At 68.1% G+C, this 19,436-nt stretch carries 19 protein-coding genes and 1 riboswitch; of the genes, 6 read left to right on the top strand and 13 right to left on the bottom strand.

Going from position 1 to position 19,436, the window contains the following annotated elements:
* The first annotated feature begins 178 nt into the window (after positions 1–178).
* A riboswitch (cobalamin riboswitch) is annotated at positions 179–391 on the top strand.
* Positions 392–454: 63 nt separating this feature from the next.
* The gene (locus TSB10GB4_RS04790; protein ID WP_186394779.1) at positions 455–1,138 is read left to right on the top strand and encodes an energy-coupling factor ABC transporter permease; all 684 of its coding nucleotides are present in this window, start codon (positions 455–457) and stop codon (positions 1,136–1,138) included.
* Positions 1,139–1,330: 192 nt separating this feature from the next.
* Positions 1,331–1,942: a HupE/UreJ family protein gene (locus TSB10GB4_RS04785; RefSeq protein WP_186394778.1), complete on the top strand. Its 612-nt coding sequence runs from the start codon at positions 1,331–1,333 to the stop codon at positions 1,940–1,942.
* Between the two features lie 252 nt (positions 1,943–2,194).
* On the opposite strand, the gene iolB is transcribed toward TSB10GB4_RS04785, so the two are convergent.
* From iolB to iolC, 4 genes are read right to left on the bottom strand one after another with little or no spacing between them, the layout of a single operon-like run.
* Entirely contained in the window at positions 2,195–3,001 is an 807-nt protein-coding gene (gene iolB / locus TSB10GB4_RS04780; RefSeq protein WP_186394777.1) for a 5-deoxy-glucuronate isomerase, read from the bottom strand.
* A 46-nt stretch (positions 3,002–3,047) separates the two neighbouring features.
* Positions 3,048–3,947 carry a myo-inosose-2 dehydratase gene (gene iolE, locus TSB10GB4_RS04775; RefSeq protein ID WP_186394776.1) on the bottom strand — a complete coding sequence of 300 codons (900 nt, stop codon included), beginning with the start codon at positions 3,945–3,947 and terminating at the stop codon, positions 3,048–3,050.
* A 36-nt stretch (positions 3,948–3,983) separates the two neighbouring features.
* Positions 3,984–5,819, bottom strand: a complete 1,836-nt coding sequence (gene iolD, locus TSB10GB4_RS04770; protein WP_186394775.1) for a 3D-(3,5/4)-trihydroxycyclohexane-1,2-dione acylhydrolase (decyclizing) — start codon at positions 5,817–5,819, stop codon at positions 3,984–3,986.
* On the bottom strand, positions 5,816–7,753 hold the full coding sequence (gene iolC / locus TSB10GB4_RS04765; RefSeq protein WP_186394774.1) for a 5-dehydro-2-deoxygluconokinase: 1,938 nt from the start codon (positions 7,751–7,753) through the stop codon (positions 5,816–5,818). The genes iolD and iolC overlap by 4 nt, the downstream gene beginning before the upstream one ends.
* Positions 7,754–8,483: 730 nt before the next feature.
* Between iolC and TSB10GB4_RS04760 the strand changes: the two genes are divergently transcribed.
* Complete coding sequence (locus TSB10GB4_RS04760) at positions 8,484–9,917, top strand: DEAD/DEAH box helicase (RefSeq protein WP_186389720.1); 1,434 nt, start codon at positions 8,484–8,486, stop codon at positions 9,915–9,917.
* A 122-nt stretch (positions 9,918–10,039) separates the two neighbouring features.
* On the opposite strand, the gene TSB10GB4_RS04755 is transcribed toward TSB10GB4_RS04760, so the two are convergent.
* Both TSB10GB4_RS04755 and TSB10GB4_RS04750 read right to left on the bottom strand, forming a co-directional pair.
* A complete protein-coding gene (locus TSB10GB4_RS04755) occupies positions 10,040–10,888 on the bottom strand; it encodes a fumarylacetoacetate hydrolase family protein (RefSeq protein WP_186394773.1) in 849 nt (282 codons plus the stop codon).
* A gap of 87 nt (positions 10,889–10,975) precedes the next feature.
* On the bottom strand, positions 10,976–12,103 hold the full coding sequence (locus TSB10GB4_RS04750; protein WP_186394772.1) for a Fic family protein: 1,128 nt from the start codon (positions 12,101–12,103) through the stop codon (positions 10,976–10,978).
* Between the two features lie 201 nt (positions 12,104–12,304).
* On the opposite strand from TSB10GB4_RS04750, the gene TSB10GB4_RS04745 reads away from it, so the two are divergent.
* On the top strand, positions 12,305–12,697 hold the full coding sequence (locus TSB10GB4_RS04745) for a VOC family protein (protein ID WP_186389723.1): 393 nt from the start codon (positions 12,305–12,307) through the stop codon (positions 12,695–12,697).
* Positions 12,698–12,801: 104 nt separating this feature from the next.
* The gene (locus TSB10GB4_RS23945; RefSeq protein ID WP_256376456.1) at positions 12,802–12,933 is read left to right on the top strand and encodes a hypothetical protein; all 132 of its coding nucleotides are present in this window, start codon (positions 12,802–12,804) and stop codon (positions 12,931–12,933) included.
* A 49-nt stretch (positions 12,934–12,982) separates the two neighbouring features.
* Here the strand turns inward: TSB10GB4_RS23945 and TSB10GB4_RS04740 are convergent, their stop codons facing one another.
* Positions 12,983–13,195: a hypothetical protein gene (locus TSB10GB4_RS04740; RefSeq protein ID WP_186389724.1), complete on the bottom strand. Its 213-nt coding sequence runs from the start codon at positions 13,193–13,195 to the stop codon at positions 12,983–12,985.
* Between the two features lie 168 nt (positions 13,196–13,363).
* A complete protein-coding gene (locus TSB10GB4_RS04735; protein ID WP_186394771.1) occupies positions 13,364–14,854 on the bottom strand; it encodes a diguanylate cyclase domain-containing protein in 1,491 nt (496 codons plus the stop codon).
* 196 nt (positions 14,855–15,050) lie between these two features.
* On the opposite strand from TSB10GB4_RS04735, the gene TSB10GB4_RS04730 reads away from it, so the two are divergent.
* The gene (locus tag TSB10GB4_RS04730; protein ID WP_186389726.1) at positions 15,051–16,070 is read left to right on the top strand and encodes a zinc-dependent alcohol dehydrogenase; all 1,020 of its coding nucleotides are present in this window, start codon (positions 15,051–15,053) and stop codon (positions 16,068–16,070) included.
* Between the two features lie 10 nt (positions 16,071–16,080).
* On the opposite strand, the gene TSB10GB4_RS04725 is transcribed toward TSB10GB4_RS04730, so the two are convergent.
* From TSB10GB4_RS04725 to paaB, 5 genes are all read right to left on the bottom strand, one after another.
* Positions 16,081–16,626, bottom strand: coding sequence for an AAA family ATPase (locus tag TSB10GB4_RS04725; RefSeq protein WP_186394770.1), 546 nt, complete (start codon positions 16,624–16,626; stop codon positions 16,081–16,083).
* Between the two features lie 63 nt (positions 16,627–16,689).
* On the bottom strand, positions 16,690–17,769 hold the full coding sequence (gene paaE, locus TSB10GB4_RS04720; protein WP_186394769.1) for a 1,2-phenylacetyl-CoA epoxidase subunit PaaE: 1,080 nt from the start codon (positions 17,767–17,769) through the stop codon (positions 16,690–16,692).
* A gap of 58 nt (positions 17,770–17,827) precedes the next feature.
* Positions 17,828–18,340, bottom strand: coding sequence for a 1,2-phenylacetyl-CoA epoxidase subunit PaaD (gene paaD, locus TSB10GB4_RS04715; RefSeq protein WP_186394768.1), 513 nt, complete (start codon positions 18,338–18,340; stop codon positions 17,828–17,830).
* A 5-nt stretch (positions 18,341–18,345) separates the two neighbouring features.
* Positions 18,346–19,113, bottom strand: coding sequence for a 1,2-phenylacetyl-CoA epoxidase subunit PaaC (paaC, locus tag TSB10GB4_RS04710; RefSeq protein ID WP_186394767.1), 768 nt, complete (start codon positions 19,111–19,113; stop codon positions 18,346–18,348).
* 14 nt (positions 19,114–19,127) lie between these two features.
* The gene (paaB, locus tag TSB10GB4_RS04705) at positions 19,128–19,415 is read right to left on the bottom strand and encodes a 1,2-phenylacetyl-CoA epoxidase subunit PaaB (protein ID WP_067341684.1); all 288 of its coding nucleotides are present in this window, start codon (positions 19,413–19,415) and stop codon (positions 19,128–19,130) included.
* Positions 19,416–19,436: the final 21 nt, after the last annotated feature.

Below are 19,436 nucleotides of genomic sequence, written 5' to 3'. Positions count from 1 at the left end.
GTCTTCCACAGGCTGATCGCAAACGGAAAGAAGCCAATCGTCGCCCTCACAGCCCTCATGCGAAAGATCGTCGTCATCCTCAACGCCAGAACGAGAGACCACCTCAACGATATGAGTTGATGACGCGCGCAGAACAGGATCGGACGAAAATTGATCTTGTCACGCCAACGCCCCGCCCTCTAGCATCGCAACCGATGGTTCCCGCGTGGCAAAGCCGGACGCGGGTGAAAAGGGAACACGGTGCGGCGTACCCAACAGGGGCCAAGACCGTGGCTGCCCCCGCAACTGTGAGCGACGAGCGCTGTCCGAATGCCACTGGCCCTGCGCCGGGAAGGCGGACAGGCGCGAGGAACCGCGAGCCAGGAGACCTGCCATCGATCACGGCGCGTCGGGGGGCCCCTCGCGCCATCCTGTCCCTGGCTTCGCGCACGGTGGGTGCGCCAAGGAGGCTTGCATGCATATCGAACCCGGCGTCGTCGACGGCGCCAAGATCCTTCTCAGCGTGGCGACCGCTGCCGCCTCTGTCGGCCTGATCGGCAAGATGTCGCTCGACACGATCCGCCGCGACGGCGGCTTTGCCGCCCTCCTCGTCCGCTCGGTGATCGCCACCGCGCTGGTCTTCTGCTTCTTCGAGGTGCTGCCGACCAAGCCCGTCGGCGTCTCCGAGGTTCACATCATTCTCGGCTCGACGCTCTATCTGATGCTCGGCGCCGGCCCGGCCGGCATCGGCCTGGCGCTCGGCCTGCTCACCCAGGGCCTGTTCTTCGCGCCCGCCGACCTGCCGCAATACGGCATGAACCTGACGACGCTGATCGTGCCGCTCTTCGCCATGAGCCTCTTGGCGCGCCGCATCATCCCGGCGAAGACCGCCTACAAGGACGTCAGCTACAAGCAGGCGCTGGCCCTGTCGACCAGCTACCAGGGCGGCATCGTCACCTGGGTGGCGTTCTGGGCGTTCTATGGCGGCGGCTTCAGCGCCGAGAACCTCGCCGATGTCGGCAGCTTCGGCCTCGCCTATCTGACGGTGATCATCGTCGAGCCGCTCGTCGACCTTGCCGTGCTCGCCGGCGCCAAGCTGCTCGACAAGGCCCGCACCGGCCTCGTCTTCCAGCAGCGCCTCTACCACGCCGCCGCCTGACGGCGCGCGTCGCCGGCCGCATCTTGCGGCCGGCGACCTGACAAACTGCCTATCTGCCAAACTGCCAATCTGCCAATCTGCCTGACTGAAGACCTGCCTGAAAACCTGCCTGACTGAACGACCGACAGGACCTGAAGCAATGGCGCGACCCATTCCGGGGCGCCGGATCGACTTGAGAAAAGGATCGACTGCATGACGAGGTTCACTTTTGCCCGGCGCGCCGCCGCCTTCGCCGCGACCTCCGCCGCCCTGGCGCTCACCGCGACGCCCGCCCTTGCCCATCTCCATCCGGGCGAGCACGGCTCCTTCGCCGCCGGCTTCAGCCATCCGCTGTTCGGCGCCGACCACATCCTGGCGATGGTCGCCGTCGGCCTGTGGGCCTGGCAGATCGGCGGCCGCGCCGTCTATATCGTGCCGGCCGCCTTCGTCGGCACCATGCTGCTCGGCTTCGCCCTGGCGATCGCCGGCATGCCGCTGCCCTTCGTCGAGCCGGCGATCCTCGCCTCGGTCGTCGCGCTCGGCCTGCTCGTGGCGCTCGCCGTGCGGCTGCCGGTTGCCGGCGCGGCCGTCGTCGTTGCCGCCTTCGCCCTGTTCCACGGCCATGCCCATGGCGGCGAGATCGGCGCGGCAACTGAGTTCGCCTATGGCGCCGGCTTCGCCCTCGCCACCGCCCTGCTGCATGCCGCCGGCATCGCGCTCGGCTATGGCCTCGGCAGGCTCGCCTCCTCGCGCGGCCAGACCCTGACGCGGGTGCTCGGCGGCCTGACGGCCCTCGCCGGCGCCGCGCTCGTCCTCGGTGGATAAACCGGTCCGGGCGGCGGGGACAACCTCGCCCCGTCCGCCCCACCTGCCCCGGCGAGGCGCGAAAATCGCCGCGCGAGCCGGCGTGACCACGGGTTTTCGGAGAATTGAGAGCGGATTCTCGAAATTCGGCGATTTTGCATCGGAATTTTGCAAAATCCGTCTCGAAATTTCTCAAAAACCGGCACAGCAGAAACGCCCGGACGAGCAGGGCCTCGTCCGGGCATTTTCCTTTTTAAAATCAGATGATTGGCCTCAGGCCTTGGCGTCGCGCTGCGCGATCCAGTCGTGGTCGGGATGGTTTTTGAAGCGCCATTTGCGCAAGGGGCCGGCCATCACGTTCAGATAATACATCTGGTAGCCATAGGGCGCGCCGCAGGGATGGTGGCCTTTCGGAACCAGCACGACGTCGCCGTCCGACACCGCCATCGTCTCGTCGAGGCTGCCGTCCTCGGTGAAAACCCGCTGGATGCCGAAGCCGGTCGCCGGGTCGAGACGGTGGTAGTAGGTCTCCTCCAGATAGGTCATGTCGGGATAGTTGTCCTCGTCATGCCGGTGCGGCGGATAGGACGACCAATGGCCCTGCGGCGTGAAAACCTCCGTCACCAGCAGACTGTCGGCAACGTCCTTGTCCTCCATCGCGATGGGGTGGATGTAGCGGGTATTGGTGCCCTTGCCGCGCGTCTCGAAACCGATGTTCTCGATCATCCCGGCCGCGTGCCCGCCGCTGCCCGGCGCGGTGCACACGGCCAGCGTCAGCGCGGTCGTCGCCCTCGCCTCCCAGGTCGAGCCGTTCGGAACGTAGAGGCAGTGCGGCGGCTTGCGCTCGAAGACGCTCAATCGCTCGCCCCGCTCGCCGAAGGAGACCCCGCCAGCGCTGAGTTCGGCCCGCCCCTCGACCAGCACCAGGATCGCCTCGCGCTCGCCCGTCGCCTCGCTCGCGCTCTCGCCCGGCGCCAGCCGGTAGAGCGTGAAGCCGACATAGGACCAGCCGGCGCTCTGCGGCGTGATGTCGTGCACCTTGCCGTGCTTAGCCTTTGGTTTCACGAGCAGATCGGCCATGGCATCGCTCTCCCTGATGGTATGTGTCGAGGCTCTATAGCCCCTCTTATCCCCGGTCGAGACCAGTCTCGCGGGCCAGCGCTTTCAGCGCCTTCAGGCCCATCGACTGGTAGGTGACCGGGTCACGGACCTCCGGGTCCTGCTCCGCCTCGATGACCAGCCAGCCCGAATAGTCGTGCTTCGCGGCGGTCTTCAGCACCGGCGCGAAATCGACCCCGCCTTCGGGATCGCCCGGCACGGTGAAGACGCCCCGGCGCACGCCTTCCAGGAAGCTCAGCCCCTCCCCGCGAACCTCGCCCATCACATCCGGGCGCACGTTCTTGGCGTGGATATGTGAGACCCGGCCCATATGCTTCTCGGCGAGCCGCGCCGGATCGCCGCCGCCGAAATAGGCGTGGCCGGTGTCGAGCAGCAGCCGCGTCGCCGGGCCGGTCTGCGCCATCAGCGCGTCGATTTCCTCTTCACTTTCAACGATGGTGCCCATGTGATGGTGGTAGACGAGGGGCACGCCCGCGGCCGCGCAATGCGCCGCGACGCTCTCCAGATCGGCGCAAAAGGCAGCGAATCGCTCCCGGTCGAGACGGGGCCGGTCGTTGACCGCGACGGTATCGTTGCCGTGGATAGCGTTGGAGGTCTCGCAGGCGATCAGCACCGGCGAGCCCATCGCCTTCAGCCGCGCCAGATGCGCGCCGATCGCCTCGATCTCGGCCTCGGCCGAGCGGGTCAGCAGTTGCAGCGAGTACCAGGCCGAGACGAATTTCAGCCCGTGCGGCGCCAGCGTTGCGGCCAGTTCCGCCGGGTCGGTCGGAAACTTGTGGCCGTTCTCGATGCCGTCGAAGCCGATCTCGGCGGCCTGCGACAGGCAGGTTTCAAGCGGAATATGGGCGCCGAGGCTCTGGTCGTCGTCGTTGGACCAGGCAATCGGATTGGTGCCGTAGAGGATCATCTGTTGCGCCTTCAAAGGGTCGAAGCGGGGTGAAGACTAGTCGACAAGGTTCTGTTTCTTCAGGGCATTTTCATAAGACGCACGGGCGGAGCGGACTGCATCCCGGATCGAGACCTCCGGCACCGCGACGTCCCACCAGTGGCCGCCGGCCTCGGTCGTCGCCAGCGGATCGGTGTCGATGACGATGACATGGCTGCGCTCCGACGCCCGCGCCCGCACCAAGGCTGCCTCCAGCCCGGCAATGTCGTCGACCTTCTCGGCGATGGCGCCCATCGAGGCGGCGTGGGCGGCGAAGTCGATGTCGCTCGGCACCACATGGCGGGCGGTGTCGAGCAGGTTGTTGAAGCTCTCGCCGCCGGTCGCCCGTTGCAGGCGGTTGATGCAGCCGAAACCGCGATTGTCGAGCAGCACGACAATGAGCTTCTGGCCAAGCATCACCGAGGTCGCGAGTTCGGAATTCATCATCATGTAGGAGCCGTCGCCGACCATGACGACGACCTCTCGCTCGGGCTGCGCCATCTTGGCGCCGAGCCCGCCGGCGATCTCGTAGCCCATGCAGGAGAAGCCGTATTCCATATGGTAGCCCATCGGCAGCGCGGCCTTCCAGAGCTTGTGAAGCTCGCCCGGCAGGCCGCCGGACGCGCAGAAAACCACAGCGTTTTCATCGACATGGCGCTGGACGGCGCCGATCACCTGGGCATCGCTCGGCAGCACGTTGCCGTCGGGCGGCGGGGCCGTCGCCGCATCCACGGCGGCAATCCACTCCCGCTTGAGATCGGCCGGCGGCGGCGCGAAACGCCTGTCGCCAAGCGCCCGGCTGAGGGCCTCCAGCCCGTCGCGCGCATCGGCGCACAGCGGCACTGCGCCATGCTTGGCCGCGTCATAGGGCGTGACATTAAGGCTGACGAGCTTGCGGCCCGGCCGCGCGAACAGCGACCAGGAGCCGGTCGTGAAGTCCTGGAAGCGCGTGCCGACGCCGATGACCACGTCGGCCTCGCGCGCCACCGCATTCGCCGCCGAGGAGCCGGTGACGCCGACCGACCCCAAGTTGAGCGGATGGTCCCAGGCGAGCGCCGATTTGCCGGCCTGGGTCTCGACAACCGGGATGCCATGGTCTTCAGCGAACCGGGCAAGTGCCTGATGCGCAAAGGAATAATGGACGCCGCCGCCGGCGACGACGACCGGCCGCTCGGCTACGCCGAGCAGGCGCGCCACCTCCTCCAGCTCGGCCGGGTCCGGCTGCGGCCGGCGCATCCGCCAGACCTTCGGCTCGAAAAAGCTCTCCGGCCAGTCGAAAGCCTCGGTCTGCACATCCTGGCAGAAGGCCAGAGTGACCGGGCCGCAGTCGGCCGGATCGGTCATCGTGCGGAAGGCGCGCGGCAGCGCGGTCAGCAGTTGCTCGGGCCGGGTGATGCGGTCGAAATAGCGCGAGACCGGACGGAAGCAGTCGTTGACGCTCAAGGTGCCGTCGCCGAAGTCTTCCAATTGCTGCAGCACCGGGTCGGGCGCGCGCCCTGCGAAGACGTCGCCGGGCAGGAACAGCACCGGCAGCCGGTTGACATGGGCCATCGCCGCGGCGGTCAGCATGTTGGTGGCGCCGGGGCCGATCGACGAGGTCACGGCCATCGCCCGGTGGCGGCCGAGCTGCTTGGCATAGGCGACGGCGGCATGGGCCATGCCCTGCTCGTTGTGGCCGCGCCAGGTCGGCAGCTCGTCGCGCGCGCCGTAAAGCGCTTCGCCAAGGCCGGCGACATTGCCGTGGCCGAAGATCGCCCAGACGCCGGCGATGAACGGCACCCCGTCCTCGTTCATCTGTCGGCAGAGATAGCGCACGGCGGCTTGCGCCGCCGTCAGCCGGATGGTCGTGGTCATGCCGCTCTCCCGTCTGCCGCCCTCGCCCGGTCCCAGGCCGCGCAAAGGATCTGGTATTTCGATGCCATCAGCGCGATCGCGCCCTCGTCGTCAAGCGTACCGCTCAGCCAACCCCGCGCCGCCTCGAAGAAAATGGTGCGTCCGACGGCAAAGCCCTTGACCAGCGGGAAGCGGGCGGCCTCGGCGAAGCTCGCCTCCAATTCCTCCAGCGGCGCGTCGAGGCCCAGGACGACGATGCCGCGAACATGCGGATCATTCTCGGAAATCGCCGCGCAGGTGGCCGCCCAGGCGGCGGCGGAGACGGACGGCTCCAGCTTCCACCAGTCGGGATAGACGCCGATCTCGTAGAAGCGGCGAATGAGGGCGGCGGTGGTGTCGTCGCCGACCGGCCCGACCTTCGACGGGATCACCTCCAGCAGGAATTCAAGTCCATTGGCGCGGGCCGCCCGGGCCAGCCGCAGCACCGTCGCTTCCTGACCCGTGCGCATCGCCTCGTCGTCGTCCGGATGGCAGAAGCACAGGACCTTGACCACATGGTCGGCCGGCCACTCGGCAAGGCCGGTGCCGTAATCCGGGCCGATCTCCAGCTCCAGCGGCCGGGAGCCGGGCAGTTCCACCGGACGGCCGATCCACAGGCCGGTGCCGGCGGCGGCGAACAGCGCCGCCTCGCCGAGCCGGCCGTCGCTCAGGATGCCGTAGCCGGGCCGGCCGGCCTGCACCCGGCGGGCGGCGGCAAGGCAGAGCGTCTTGAAGGCGGGAATGCGGGCCGGATCGGCGCCGAGCTCGGCGGCGAGATCCTCGAGCTGCTTGCGGTGGTCGAAGGCGAAGACGCGCATTTGCGGCCAGTCGCCCTTGCGGGTGGTCGACCAGTGGATCTGTTCCAGCTCCGCGTCCTTGCGCAGCGCCGGCACCCGCACGCCGCGCTGCAGGAAAAAGCACAGTTCTTCCCAGCTCGGATAGGACGGCGTGCAGCCGTGGCGCGAGACGGCGAGCGCGCCGCAGGCATTGGCATAGGTCAGCGCCCGCTCCCAGCCCTCGTCGCGCAGCCAGCCGCGCAAAAGGCCGGACATGAACCCATCGCCGGCGCCGAGCACGTTGAACACCTCGATGGGAAAGCCGGGGCCGGAAATGCCCTGGTCGAGGTCGCCGGGGATGGCGCCCTCGAAGGCGACGGCGCCCATCGGCCCGCGCTTGCACACCAGCGTCGCGGCGCAGACCGCCCGCACGGCACGGAGGGCTGCCAGCGTGTCGGTGCTGCCGCCGGCGATGTGGAACTCCTCCTCCGTGCCGACGATGAGGTCGAAGAGAGGAAGATGCGACTGCAGCTTGGCGGTGACGGCGCGCGATTCGATGAAGCGGCTTTCGCCGGCACCGTGCCCGGCAAGACCCCAGAGATTGGGCCGGTAGTCGATGTCGAGCGCGGTGCGGGCGCCGTTCTGGCGGGCAAGGCGCAGGGCCTTCAGCACCGCCGCCTCGGTGCGCGGGTTCGACAGATGCGTGCCGGTGACGGTGACGCAGCCGGTCTCGGCGATGAAGTCCGGGTCGATGTCGCCTTCCTCCAGCGCCATGTCGGCGCAGTTCTCGCGGTAGAAGATCAGTGGAAACTGCTCGCGGTCGCGAATGCCGAGCAGCACGAGCGCGGTCAGCCGCTCCGGATCGGTCTTGACGCCGCGCACGTCGACGCCCTCGCGCACCAGCTCCTCGCGGATGAAGCGGCCCATGTGCTCGTCGCCGACGCGGGTGATCAGCGCGGAGCGCAGGCCGAGCCGGGCGGTGCCCGCCGCCATGTTGGTGGGCGAGCCGCCGATATACTTGGCGAAGCCGCGCATGTCCTCCAGCCGGCCGCCGACCTGGGCGCCGTAGAGGTCGACCGAGGCGCGGCCGATGGTGATGACATCGAGCGGCCGCGCGTCCCGGCCCTGCTGCGAACTCATGGCAACCTCTCCCCGCCTGACCGATCCGGCCGATCGTCTCCGCACAGGTCCCGTCGTCCGACACTGGCAGAGTCAAAACGGAACATAAATTCCATTTTTGTCGTTCGCAACCGCTTTGTCGAGAGAAAGCCACGCGGCGGATAGGTGGAAAAGCGCGGACGCCGCAGGCAAGGACGGCGCGGGCGGACACCGGCCCTTGAGGTTTTCCGGTTTGTTCCCAACACCCTAAGGAGATCTTCCGATCACACTGGCGCGCCCCCGCCGGCGGCGTGGCTGCACTGGCGGATCGCCTCGGGCGGCGGCTCCGGCGAACGGGAGGATCTGGCCGGCGCACCGGTTTTCCGCTGGCAAAGACCCAGGCGACCGAGGGCACTCGCCCGATTGCACAGGCGTGCAGCGTCTTCATATGGAATTTTTGTTCCAAATCATATCGATCGGTTCCGCGCATGGTCCCGACGGCGATTTTCGTTGCATCGCAACATCAAACGTGGTCTATGCGTGGCAACGGCGTCCGCGTGGAGACACGAGCCTTTCGTGACCGGCGCCCCGACGCAACCTTCCTCCCGATCGTTGCCGACACCAAGCGCTGCTATCCGAGCGGCGGGCGACAAGGCCCGTTTCCGATGCCGGCGCCCCTCAAGGCAGCTCATCTGCGCAAGCTCCCTTCCCGACTGACACGGACCGCGACCGCGCGCCCATGATGGCGTGCCGGCGCGAGCAAGGAGTCCGCTTGACCACGTTCAACGACCTCGGCCTCGCCGAGCCGATCCTCAAGGCCCTTGTGGCCGAGGGCTATACCTCCCCGACGCCGATCCAGGCGCAGGGCATTCCCGCAATTCTGTCGGGCGCCGACGTGCTGGGCCTCGCCCAGACCGGCACCGGCAAGACCGCATCCTTCGTGCTGCCGCTGCTCCACCGCATCGTCGAGCAGGCCAGCCGGCCCGAGCCGAAGACCTGCGGCGCGCTGATTCTCGCGCCGACGCGCGAGCTCGCCGCCCAGATCGCCGACAGCATCCGCGCCTATGGGCAGAAGGTGCGCCATTCGGCCACCGTCGTCGTCGGCGGCGTCCGTCCCTTCCCGCAGGTGCGCAACATGGCGCGCGGCGTCGACATTCTCGTCGCAACGCCGGGCCGCCTGATCGACCATATGCAGGGCGGCGCCATCCGTCTCGACAAGACCACGACCGTGGTGCTGGACGAGGCCGACCACATGCTCGACCTCGGCTTCCTGCCGGCGATCCGCCAGATCCTGGCGAGCCTGCCGCGCGACCGCCAGACGGTGCTGCTGTCGGCGACCATGCCGAAGCCGATCCGCGCGCTGGCCGAGGACTTCCTGAACAACCCGCAGGAGATCGCGGTGGCTCCGGCCTCCAAGCCGATCGAACGCATCGAGCAGAAGGTTCTCCTGATCGAGCGCGACGCCAAGCGCCAGGCGCTGGTCGACGTGCTGCGCGACGACGAGATGGACCGCGCCATCGTCTTCACCCGCACCAAGCATGGCGCCGACAAGGTCACCAAGCAGTTGGAGCAGGCCGGCATCCAAGCCGCCGCGATCCATGGCAACAAGAGCCAGAGCCAGCGCCAGAAGGCGCTCGACAACTTCCGCTCCGGCCGCACGCCGGTGCTGGTGGCGACCGACATCGCCGCGCGCGGCATCGATGTCGACGGCGTGTCGCATGTCGTCAACTACGAGCTGCCGAACGTGCCGGAGGCCTATGTGCACCGCATCGGCCGCACCGCGCGCGCCGGCAAGAGCGGCATCGCCGTCTCGTTCTGCGACCGCGAGGAGCGTCCGTTCCTGCGCGACATCGAGAAGCTGATCGGCAAGGTGCTGGTCGAGCGCGAGGACGACGGCCCGGCACCGCGCAAGCAGTCGCGCGGCGGCGGCGGCCGTGGTCAGCAGCAGCAGCAGCGCCAGCCCTTCCGCCCGCGCGGCGAAGGCGGCGGCCGTGAGGACGGTCGCGGCGAGGCCCGTGGCTTCCGCGGCAATGGCAACGGCAATGGCGGTGCCCGCAAGGACAAGCCGGCCGGCCATGGCCAGCATGAGGGCCGCAGCGACGGCTTCCGTGGCGGCCAACAGCAGCGCAACGCCCGCCCGCAGGGCGCCAAGCCGCGCGACCACAGCGGCGAGCGCGGCCGTGTCCGCTCGTTCCAGCCCGCGTAACGCGGCAACGCCGAACCACGCTTGAAAACGAACGCCGGCGCGGGAACCTCCCGCGCCGGCGTTTTGCGTTTCGGCGTTTTGCGTTTCGGCAGCTTTTGGTCCAGGGGCCGCCCCTTCCCGCTTCAGTCGGCGGCGCGCACCAGTTGGGTCTGGGTGCCGAGGCCATCGATGCCGAGCGCCAGCCGGTCGCCGGCTTTCAGATAGACCGGCGACGGCTTGATGCCCATGCCGACGCCCGGCGGCGTGCCGGTGGAGATGACATCGCCCGGATGCAGGCTCATCATCTGCGACAGGTAGGAGATCACTTTCGCCACGCCGAAGATCATGGTGGCGGTAGAGCCGGTCTGCATGCGCGTGCCGTTGAGATCGAGCCACAGCGACAGCGCCTGCGGGTCGGCCACCTCGTCGCGGGTGACGAGCCAGGGCCCGAGCGGGCCGAACGTGTCGGCCGACTTGCCCTTGGTCCACTGGCCGGCGCGCTTGATCTGGAAGTCGCGCTCGGACACGTCGTTGGCAACGCAGTAACCCGCGACATGGGAGAGCGCCTCGGCCTCCGACACGTATTTGGCGTGGCGGCCGATGACGACGGCAAGCTCCACCTCCCAGTCGGTGGCGACGGAGCCGCGCGGCAGCTCAATCCCGTCGTCGGGGCCGCAGATCGCCGAGGTCGCCTTCATGAAGACGATGGGCTCGGGCGGCACGTCGAGGCCGGATTCGGCCGCATGGTCGGAATAGTTGAGGCCGATGCAGACGAACTTGCCGACCCCGCCGACGCAGGGGCCGATGCGCGCGCCCTCCTCGACCAGCGGCAGCACGGCCGGGTCGAGCGAGGCGATGCGGGCCAGCCCCTCGTCGGAAAGGGTCGCGCCGGCGATATCCTCGACATGGGCGGACAGGTCGCGGATGCGGCCTTGCGCATCGACAAGGCCGGGGCGTTCAGCGCCGGCGGGCCCGTAGCGGACGAGTTTCATCAAAGGTCTCCTCAAGTGACCGTACAAACGGCGTCGCGCGATCATAGGCGGTTGAGGAAAAACGGCAATCGCCGCACGGGCCCGATCTCAGCGGCGCTCCGGCAAGGCCTCCGGCGGGACCAACGAATAGCTGGTCGAGCGGCCGCCGCCGGGATCGCGGGTGAGGATGCCGCGGGCGACGAGGTCGATGATGTCGCGCAGCGCCGTATCGGGCGAGGTCTTCGTCAGCCTCGCCCATTTCGACGAGGTGAGCTTGCCGTCGAAGCCGTCGAGCAGCCGGTTCAGCACCTTGCGCTGGCGTTCACTGAGAGGCTCGCCGGCCAGCGTCTGCCAGAACGCCGCCTTGCGCAGCACGTCCTCGAGAATGCCGGCGGACTCATCGAGCGCGCGGTCGAGACAGGCGAGAAACCACAGCAGCCAGGGCGTGATGTCGAGGTCGCCCTTCTGGGTGCGCTCGAGGATCTCGTAATAGCCCTTGCGGTCCTGGCGGATCTGCGAGGAGAGGCTGTAGAAGCGCTGGCCGCTGCCTTCGGAGCGGGCGAGCGCCATGTCACCGATGGCGCGCGCGATGCGGCCGTTGCCGTCCTCGAAGGGATGGATGGTGACGAACCACAGATGCGCGAGCGCGGCCCGCAGGACGGGATCGAGCGGGTCCGGGCTGTCGAACCAGTCGAGAAAGGCCTCCATCTCGGACGCGATACGGGCAGCGGGCGGCGCCTCGAAATGGACCTTCTCGCGGCCGAACGGCCCGGAGACGACCTGCATCGGGCCGGCCGCCTCGTCGCGCCAGCGGCCGACGGCAATGCGCAGCATGCCACTGCGGCCCATCGGGAACAGCGCCGCGTGCCAGGCGAACAGGCGCTCGCTGGTCAGCGGCGCCTCGAACGCGCCGACCGCGTCGAGCGTCATCTCGACGACACCCTCGACAGTGCGGTCGACCGGCGGCAGGCCGCCGATATCCATGCCGAGCCGGCGGGCGATGGAGGAGCGGACCTGACTGCGCTCCAGGATCTCGCCCTCGATCTCGCTCGACTTGACGACATCGGCCGTCAGGGTCTCCAGAACCGCCTCGGCGCGCAGTGCGAAGCCGAGCGCGTCCATGCGCCCGGTGAGCCGGCCCTGCCGGTGACGGACCGCCGCCAGCGGGCCGGAGACCGAAGCATGGTCGAAGCGAAACGTTGGCCAGTCGCCGAGCTGATGGATATAGGTCGCCATTTACCGCATCCTTTGCGGCGAATATACCGCGCATTCGCCGCAACCGCAATTATTCGGCGCAAATCTTGCGGAGATAAGATCTCCTAATCACCGCAAGAGCAGGGCGTGCGGATCCCCGCACCACCCTTGCGAGTGATCGCTGCGACCTGCATTGTAGCCGGGCGAAACCCAAAGACCCCCGACAGCGACAGGGCCCCGCAGATGACCAGAGCACTCACCCACCTGATGTTTCAAGGCCATGCTCGCGCGGCACTCCGAACCTATGAGGCGGTGTTTCCGGATTTCACCATCGAAATGCTGGAACTCAACGACGAGAACACCGCTGCGGCCGGAACGGTGCGCATGGCAAAGGTATCGTTTGCCGGCCAGCGCCTCATCGTGATCGACAGCCCGATCCCGCACGACTTCGACTTCACGCCGTCCATGTCGCTGTTCGTCGAGATGGATAGCGTCGACGCACTGGACGGGGCCTTCGCCCAGCTTGCTGACGGCGGCACGGTCTTGATGCCGCCGGACAATTATGGCTTCAGCGACCGTTTCGGCTGGCTGACGGACCGGTTTGGCCTCTCCTGGCAACTGTCCCTGCCGCTATGAAGCACTCGGCCAAAGATTGCGAAGCAGCCCACCGGGCAACGCTGCCGCAGCGAGGCGGCCAAGGAGAGGGGCAGAGAGGACGGCGAAGCGGGCGGAGATGTGAGATGCCTGTTCTTGTCTTCGCAGTGTCGCTGCTGCTCGCCGCCTGCGCCTCGCCGCCGCCTGCAGACACCCATGTCTGTACCGAGACCCCGACCGGACTGGCCGAATGCCACCTGATCGAGCCGGCGCCGTAGGGCGAGATTTCCAGCCCGACGCGAACGGCAGGCGAGAAGGGTCGGCGCGTCAGCCGCGCTGGCGGCGGCCGAGATAGATCAGAAACACGCCCAGGGCGACCGGCAGAAACAGATACTCGACCGTCTCCAGGGTGAAGCGCGGAAGAACCCTGCTGCAGCCGCTGGTGTTCATCTCGCAGCCGAAGCGATCGAGAAGCCACCAGATCCCGATGGAGGCAACGATGATGCCGATGCCGATGATCCGCAGAATACGCCGCCCCATGTCCGCTCCTATGTCCGCTCGTCCTTGACCGGTGACTGACAGGCCCACCGGACCCGCGCAAGGAAGGCCGGCCCCTCCGCCGGGCCACGTCCACATCCCCAATGCGGGACCGTGCAGCAAAAGAGGCAATCCGACAAGGGGTTCGCCCAGGCGCCTGCGCCGCGCCGGCTATGCGGCCGGGCGCGGCGGGCCGATGCCGGAGGGCTCCGGCGAGGCTGGCTCCGCCGGGCCGGTGGCGAACCATGTCCGGCCGCGACCCTCGCGTTTTGCCCGGTAAAGTGCCTCGTCGGCACTGCGGATGACCGTTCTGGAGGTCAGCGCGTCGTCCGGCCACCAGGCAACGCCGATGCTGGCGCCGACAGTGGCGCTGCCGCCCTCGAAGACGATTTCCGAACAGATGCCGGCAACGATGCGCTCGCACAGCGCCAGCACCTCTCCCCGGCCGAGCCCCTCGCGCAGCAGCACGATGAACTCGTCGCCGCCGACCCGCGCGGCCATGCCGCGATCCCCGACCGCCGCCAGGATGCGACTGGCGACGGTCCGGATCACCAGATCGCCGACCGGATGGCCCCAGGTGTCGTTGACCTCCTTGAAACGGTCGAGGTCGATGCACAGGACCGCGCAGCGTTGCTGCTCGCTGTGCTGCAGCACCTGTTCGATCTCGCGTTCGAACTGCGCCCGGTTGGGCAGGCCGGTCAGGGCATCGTGATGGGCGAGAAAGCGGTTGCGCTCCTCGCTCTGCTGCAGCCGCAGAAGGCTGCTGCCGAACCGCAGGGCGACGAAGCCGAGGGCGATGGCGACCAGCAGCAGCCCCCCGGCGAGAAGCGGCAGCGCCTGGCGCCAGATCACCGATGAGGGATAGGTCCGCATCCAGGTCACGGCGATTGCATCGGCGCCCCTGCTGCGCCCGACCCGGATCCAGTCGGCATCGGCCGGCACGTCGGCTACCGGGAGAATGGCGAAATCCTGCAGACCGAGCTTGCGGCCGATCTCCGAAAGGATCGGAGCGGACAGCGGCTTGAAGGTCAGCAGAATGTTGGCGTGGCCGTCAGGCAGCAGCGCGTCGTCGTCGGGCACGATGGCCTGGGCGACGATCATGGTGAGCTGGCCGTCGACGGGACGGATATCCGACACGAAGAGCGGCTGGTGGGACCGCACCGGATTGTAAGCCACCCTGAAGCCGCCGCCGGCCGGCTGCCGGTGCGTCTTGTAGGCGTCCCGCGCGAGCGCGACCAGGTCGGCGGCCAGTTCCACATACTTCACCGCCTCCGCCTCGGCGCGGACGTCCTCCTCGAAGATCAGCAGGCGAGGATTGCCGTCCGGCCCGACGATGACCGTGGTCTGGATGCCGAAATCCTCCCAGTGCCACTCGATGATCTCGTCGCGGACGAAGTCCCAGTCGATATGCGCGATCAGCGCGCGCACCGCCTCATCCCAGTGGGAAATGCGCGCCTGATCGAACACCAAGATCTCGACCTGGCGGTCGATCTCGTTGCGCACCAGATGGCGTTCGTCCCCGGCACGGACATCGTCGGCAATGCGTCCGGCGCTGCCGAGCGTATGGGTGTTGGACAGCGCGAAGGCGATGACGACGGCCACGCAAAGGAGATAGACCGCAACCTTGAGGTTGCGTTTCCCCGTATCCAGCCAGTGCGCCATTGATGGGTTTCCCGTATTCTGCATGCGGCGACACTGGCAGGAAGACTTGAATCTTCGGCTAACCGACGTGGTTCCCGCCTCGTTAACGGCATCGCAACTGCGTCGACGTTGGAGCTTGATCTCGCGCAACGCGGGTCCTGCCTTGCTGTTCCACAATGTCGCCCGGCTGGGAAGGAACACGGCAACGGGGAGTCCAATGGGAAAGACGATGAAAGCCGCTGTGGTGCGCGCCTTCGGCGCGCCGCTCGACATTTGCGAGGTGACCAAACCGGAAGTGGCGCCCGGCAAGATCCTGGTGAAGATCGCCGCCAGCGGCGTCTGCCACACCGACCTGCACGCGGCCGAGGGCGACTGGCCGGTCAAGCCGCAGCCGCCCTTCATCCCGGGCCATGAGGGCGTCGGCACGGTCGCCGCGGTCGGGGCCGGCGTCACCAGCGTGAAGGAAGGCGACCGGGTCGGCGTGCCGTGGCTGCACACCGCCTGCGGCCATTGCCGACATTGCGTCGGCGGCTGGGAAACCCTGTGCTGCGACCAGCAGAACACCGGCTACAGCGTCAATGGCGGCTTCGCCGACTATGTGCTGGCCGATCCCAACTATGTCGGCCACCTGCCGGACGGGCTGGCCTTCGCGCCGGCCGCTCCGGTGCTGTGCGCCGGCGTCACGGTCTACAAGGGGCTGAAGGAGACCGAGGCGAAGCCCGGCCAGACCGTCGTCATCGTCGGTATCGGCGGGCTCGGCCACATGGCCGTGCAGTATGCCAAGGCGATGGGGATGCATGTCATCGCCGTCGACATTTCCGAGGAGAAGCTGGCGCTGGCCCGCGCCCTCGGCGCCGACATGGCGTTCAACGCGCTGACCGAGGATGCGGTCGCCGAAGTGCAGAAAGGTGGCGGCGCGGAAGGCGTGCTGGTGACGGCGGTGTCGCCCAAGTCGTTCAGCCAGGGCTTCGCCATGCTCGGGCGCGGCGGCACGATGAGCCTCGTTGGCCTGCCGCCCGGCGACTTCCCGCTGCCGATCTTCGACACCGTGCTGACGCGCAAGACGATCCGGGGCTCCATCGTCGGCACCCGCAACGATCTCTCCGAAGCGCTGGCCTTCGCCGCCGAAGGCAAGGTCGCCGCGCACTACTCCACGGATCGGCTGGAGAACGTCAACGCGATCTTCGACACGATGCGCGCCGGCAAGATCGACGGCCGCGTGGTGATGGAGATCTGACGAGAGCCGCTCAGCCGCGCTCCAGCGCGGTGAGCACGAAGGCGGCGCGCTCGGCGACCGGGGCTTTCGGCAGCAGCCGGGTCTCGTAGCCGAGCGCGGGCAATTCGTTCGCCAGGCGCTCGTATTCTTCGGTCGCGGTGGCAAGACCGTGCCGGCGCTCGGCATCGCCCGCGTGGATCTCCGGCCAGGGCGGCGCCAGAAACACCAGCGGGCGATAGCGGTAGCGGCGGGCGAGCGGTGCAAGCACCTTGCGCCCGGTCGCGACCTGGAAGGCCGAGGCGGCATCGATCACGCCGCGGTCGAAAAAGATCCAGTCCTCACCGCCTGGCCGGGCATGCGCGCGGCGCCAGTCGGCGACGGCCATGCGGATCGCCCGCCGGGCAAAGGCCGCAAGGTCGGTCCAGGGCAGCGCGCCGCCCTCTCCCGCCAGTTCCTCGCGGACGATGCGCCGGCCGGGTTCTTCCACCGTGCGGTGGCCGCGGCGGGCAAGCTCTTTGATCAATGTGGACTTGCCGCCGCCGGAACAGCCGGTGACGAGCACGAAACGCTGATGCATGGGAAGGCTCTCTTGGGGGAAACGGGGACGGTGCACCGCGTGCCCTGCCCCGCTCCCTGGAGCCTACATCGCGTCGTAGTCGAGCACCACCGTGTCGGAGACCGGGCGCGACTGGCAGGTGAGGACGAAGCCGGCCTCGATCTCCCAGGGCTCGAGCGAATAGTTCACCGCCATGTCGACCTCGCCGGCCTCGACCTTGGCGCGGCAGGTGCAGCACATGCCGCCCTTGCAGGAATAGGGAACCTCGACGCCGGCGCGCATCGCCGCATCGACGATGGTCTCGCCGGCGGCGACCGGAACCGTGACGCGGGCCCCGTCGATGATCAGTTCCGCGCGCGCCGCATGGGCGGTTTCGGCGGTCCTGTTCGCGGGCTTGGCCGCATGCGGGGCCGAGCCGTCGGCCGGCGTGAAGAACTCGCGGTGGATGCGCTCGCCCGCCACGCCGAGACGGGTGAGCACGGCGCTCGCCGTCTCGATCATCTCGCCCGGGCCGCAGAGGAAGACGCCGTCCGCCTCCGCCACCGGCAGCACGTGCTTGAACAGGCGCTCCAGCTTTTCCGCGTCCAGCCGGCCGGAAAGGATCTCCACGTCCTGGGTCTCGCGCGAGAGCACGTGGAACACGCCGAAGCGGGTCGGAAACAGGTCCTTCAGGTCCTCGATCTCTTCCTTGAAGATGATCGTCTGGGCGCTGCGGTTGCCGTAGAACAGGAAGAACTCGCTCTCCGGCTCGCGCGTCAGCACGGTGCGGATCATCGCCAGCACCGGGGTGATGCCGGAGCCGGCGGCGACCGCGACGAGCTGGCGCGGGCCGCCCTGATGCGCCGGCAGGACGAAACGGCCCGACGGGGTCATCACGTCGATCTCGTCGCCGGCGGCCACGTTCTCATTGGCGAACGCGGAAAAGACGCCGCCGTCGATCTTCTTCACCGCGACGCGCAACTCGCCGTCATCCTCGCCGGCGCAGATCGAATAGGACCGGCGCACTTCCTCGCCGCCGATGACGGCGCGCAGGGTGAGATACTGGCCGGCGGCGAAGCGATAGGCCTCGCGCAGGGGTTCCGGCACGTCGAAGGAAATCGACACCGCCTCGGGCGTCTCGCGCCTCACTTCGCGGACCTTCAGCGCATGAAATCGCGGCGACATGCGGTTCTCCCTCAAAAGCTTCCGGTGGCACCCGCTGCCCGCCGGACAAGACGCCAGCTCAGTGGCACTTGAAATAGTCGAACGGCTCGGCGCAGGAGCGGCAGCGCCACAGCGCCTTGCAGGCGGTGGAGCCGAACTCCGACACTTTCTCGGTATCAACCGAGCCGCAGCGCGGACAGGCGACCTCGTCGTCGCCGAACAGGGCACGGCGCGAGGCCTTACCGGCCGGCGGGGCGATGCCGTAGGCGCGCAGCTTCTCGCGCGCGTCCTCGCTCAGCCAGTCGGTGGTCCAGGCCGGCGCCAGCACGGTGTTGACCCGTACCTTGCCGAAGCCTTCCGCCATCAACGCGGTCTCGATGTCCATGGTGAAGACGGCCATCGCCGGACAACCGGTATAGGTCGGCGTGATGTCGACCTCGACCGTGCCGTCGGAGGTAATGCGCACATCGCGCAGCACGCCGAGATCGCCGATTGTCAGCACCGGGACTTCCGGGTCCGGCACCTTTGCGGCGACCTCGAAGGCACGCCGGCGGGCGCTCTCCCCCGCGATGTCGTGCAGGCGCGCGCCCATCTGCCTCACCACCTCAGGCCCGGCCAGGCCCGCTGCATGTACTGCATTTCGGACAGAAGGTGGCCGAAGCTCTCCGAATGACGGCCAGAGCGGCCGCCGGTCTGGAACCAGCCGTCGGGCGGCAGGCGCAGCGTCGCCTCGTCCAGCACCTGGCGCAAGGTGGCGTGCCACTCGTCGCGCAGGCTCGCCGGATCGACGGCGATGCCGGCTGCGACCAGCCGCTCGACCAGCCCGTCGACCTCGAACAATTCGCTCGTATAGGGCCACAGGTGATCGACGGCCGCCTGGGCGCGCTCATGGCTTTCGGTCGTGCCGTCGCCAAGGCGGATGGTCCACTCGGCGGAATGGCGCAGGTGATAGGCCGCTTCCTTCTCCGCCTTGGCGGCGATGGCGGCGAGGGTTGCGTCCTTCGAGGCCTTCAGCTCGCGCCACAGCGGCAGCATGAAGGCGGAGAAGAAGAACTGGCGCAGGATGGTCTGCGCGAAATCGCCGTTCGGTTGCTCGACCAGCAGGCAGTTGTTGAACTGGCGCTCGGGGCGCAGGAAGCAGAGCTGGTCCTCGTCGCGGCCCTCGCCTTCCACCTCGCCAGCGTAAGTGTAGAGCGCGCGTGCCTGACCGATATGGTCGAGCGCGACGTTGGCAAGGCCGATGTCCTCCTCCAGCGTCGGTGCATGGCCGCACCACTCGCCGAGACGCTGGCCGAGAATGGCCGCATCGTCGGCAAGACGCAGGGTGTAGGCGAAGAGATCGGCGGTCCGGTCGGTCGTGGTCATGGTGCCGCTCCCACTCACATGTTGCCGACTTCTTCGGGGATCTCGTAGAAGGTCGGATGCCGGTAGATCTTGGAGGCGGTCGGCTCGAACATCACGTCCTTCTCGGTCGGGTCGGAGGCGACGATCGCCGAGGACGGCACCACCCAGATGGAGACGCCCTCGCCGCGGCGGGTGTAGACGTCGCGCGCGGCCTGCAGCGCCATTTCCTCGTCGGCCGCATGCACCGAACCGCAATGGCGGTGGGCCATGCCGGTGCGCGAACGGATGAAGACTTCCCAGAGCGGCGTGTTCTTCTCGGTCATGGTTTTCTCCCTCGGGCTCGC

The organism is Stappia sp. TSB10GB4, from assembly GCF_900185745.1.
Taxonomy (GTDB): Bacteria; Pseudomonadota; Alphaproteobacteria; order Rhizobiales; family Stappiaceae; genus Stappia.
This window is presented reverse-complemented; position numbering and strand designations above follow the sequence as displayed.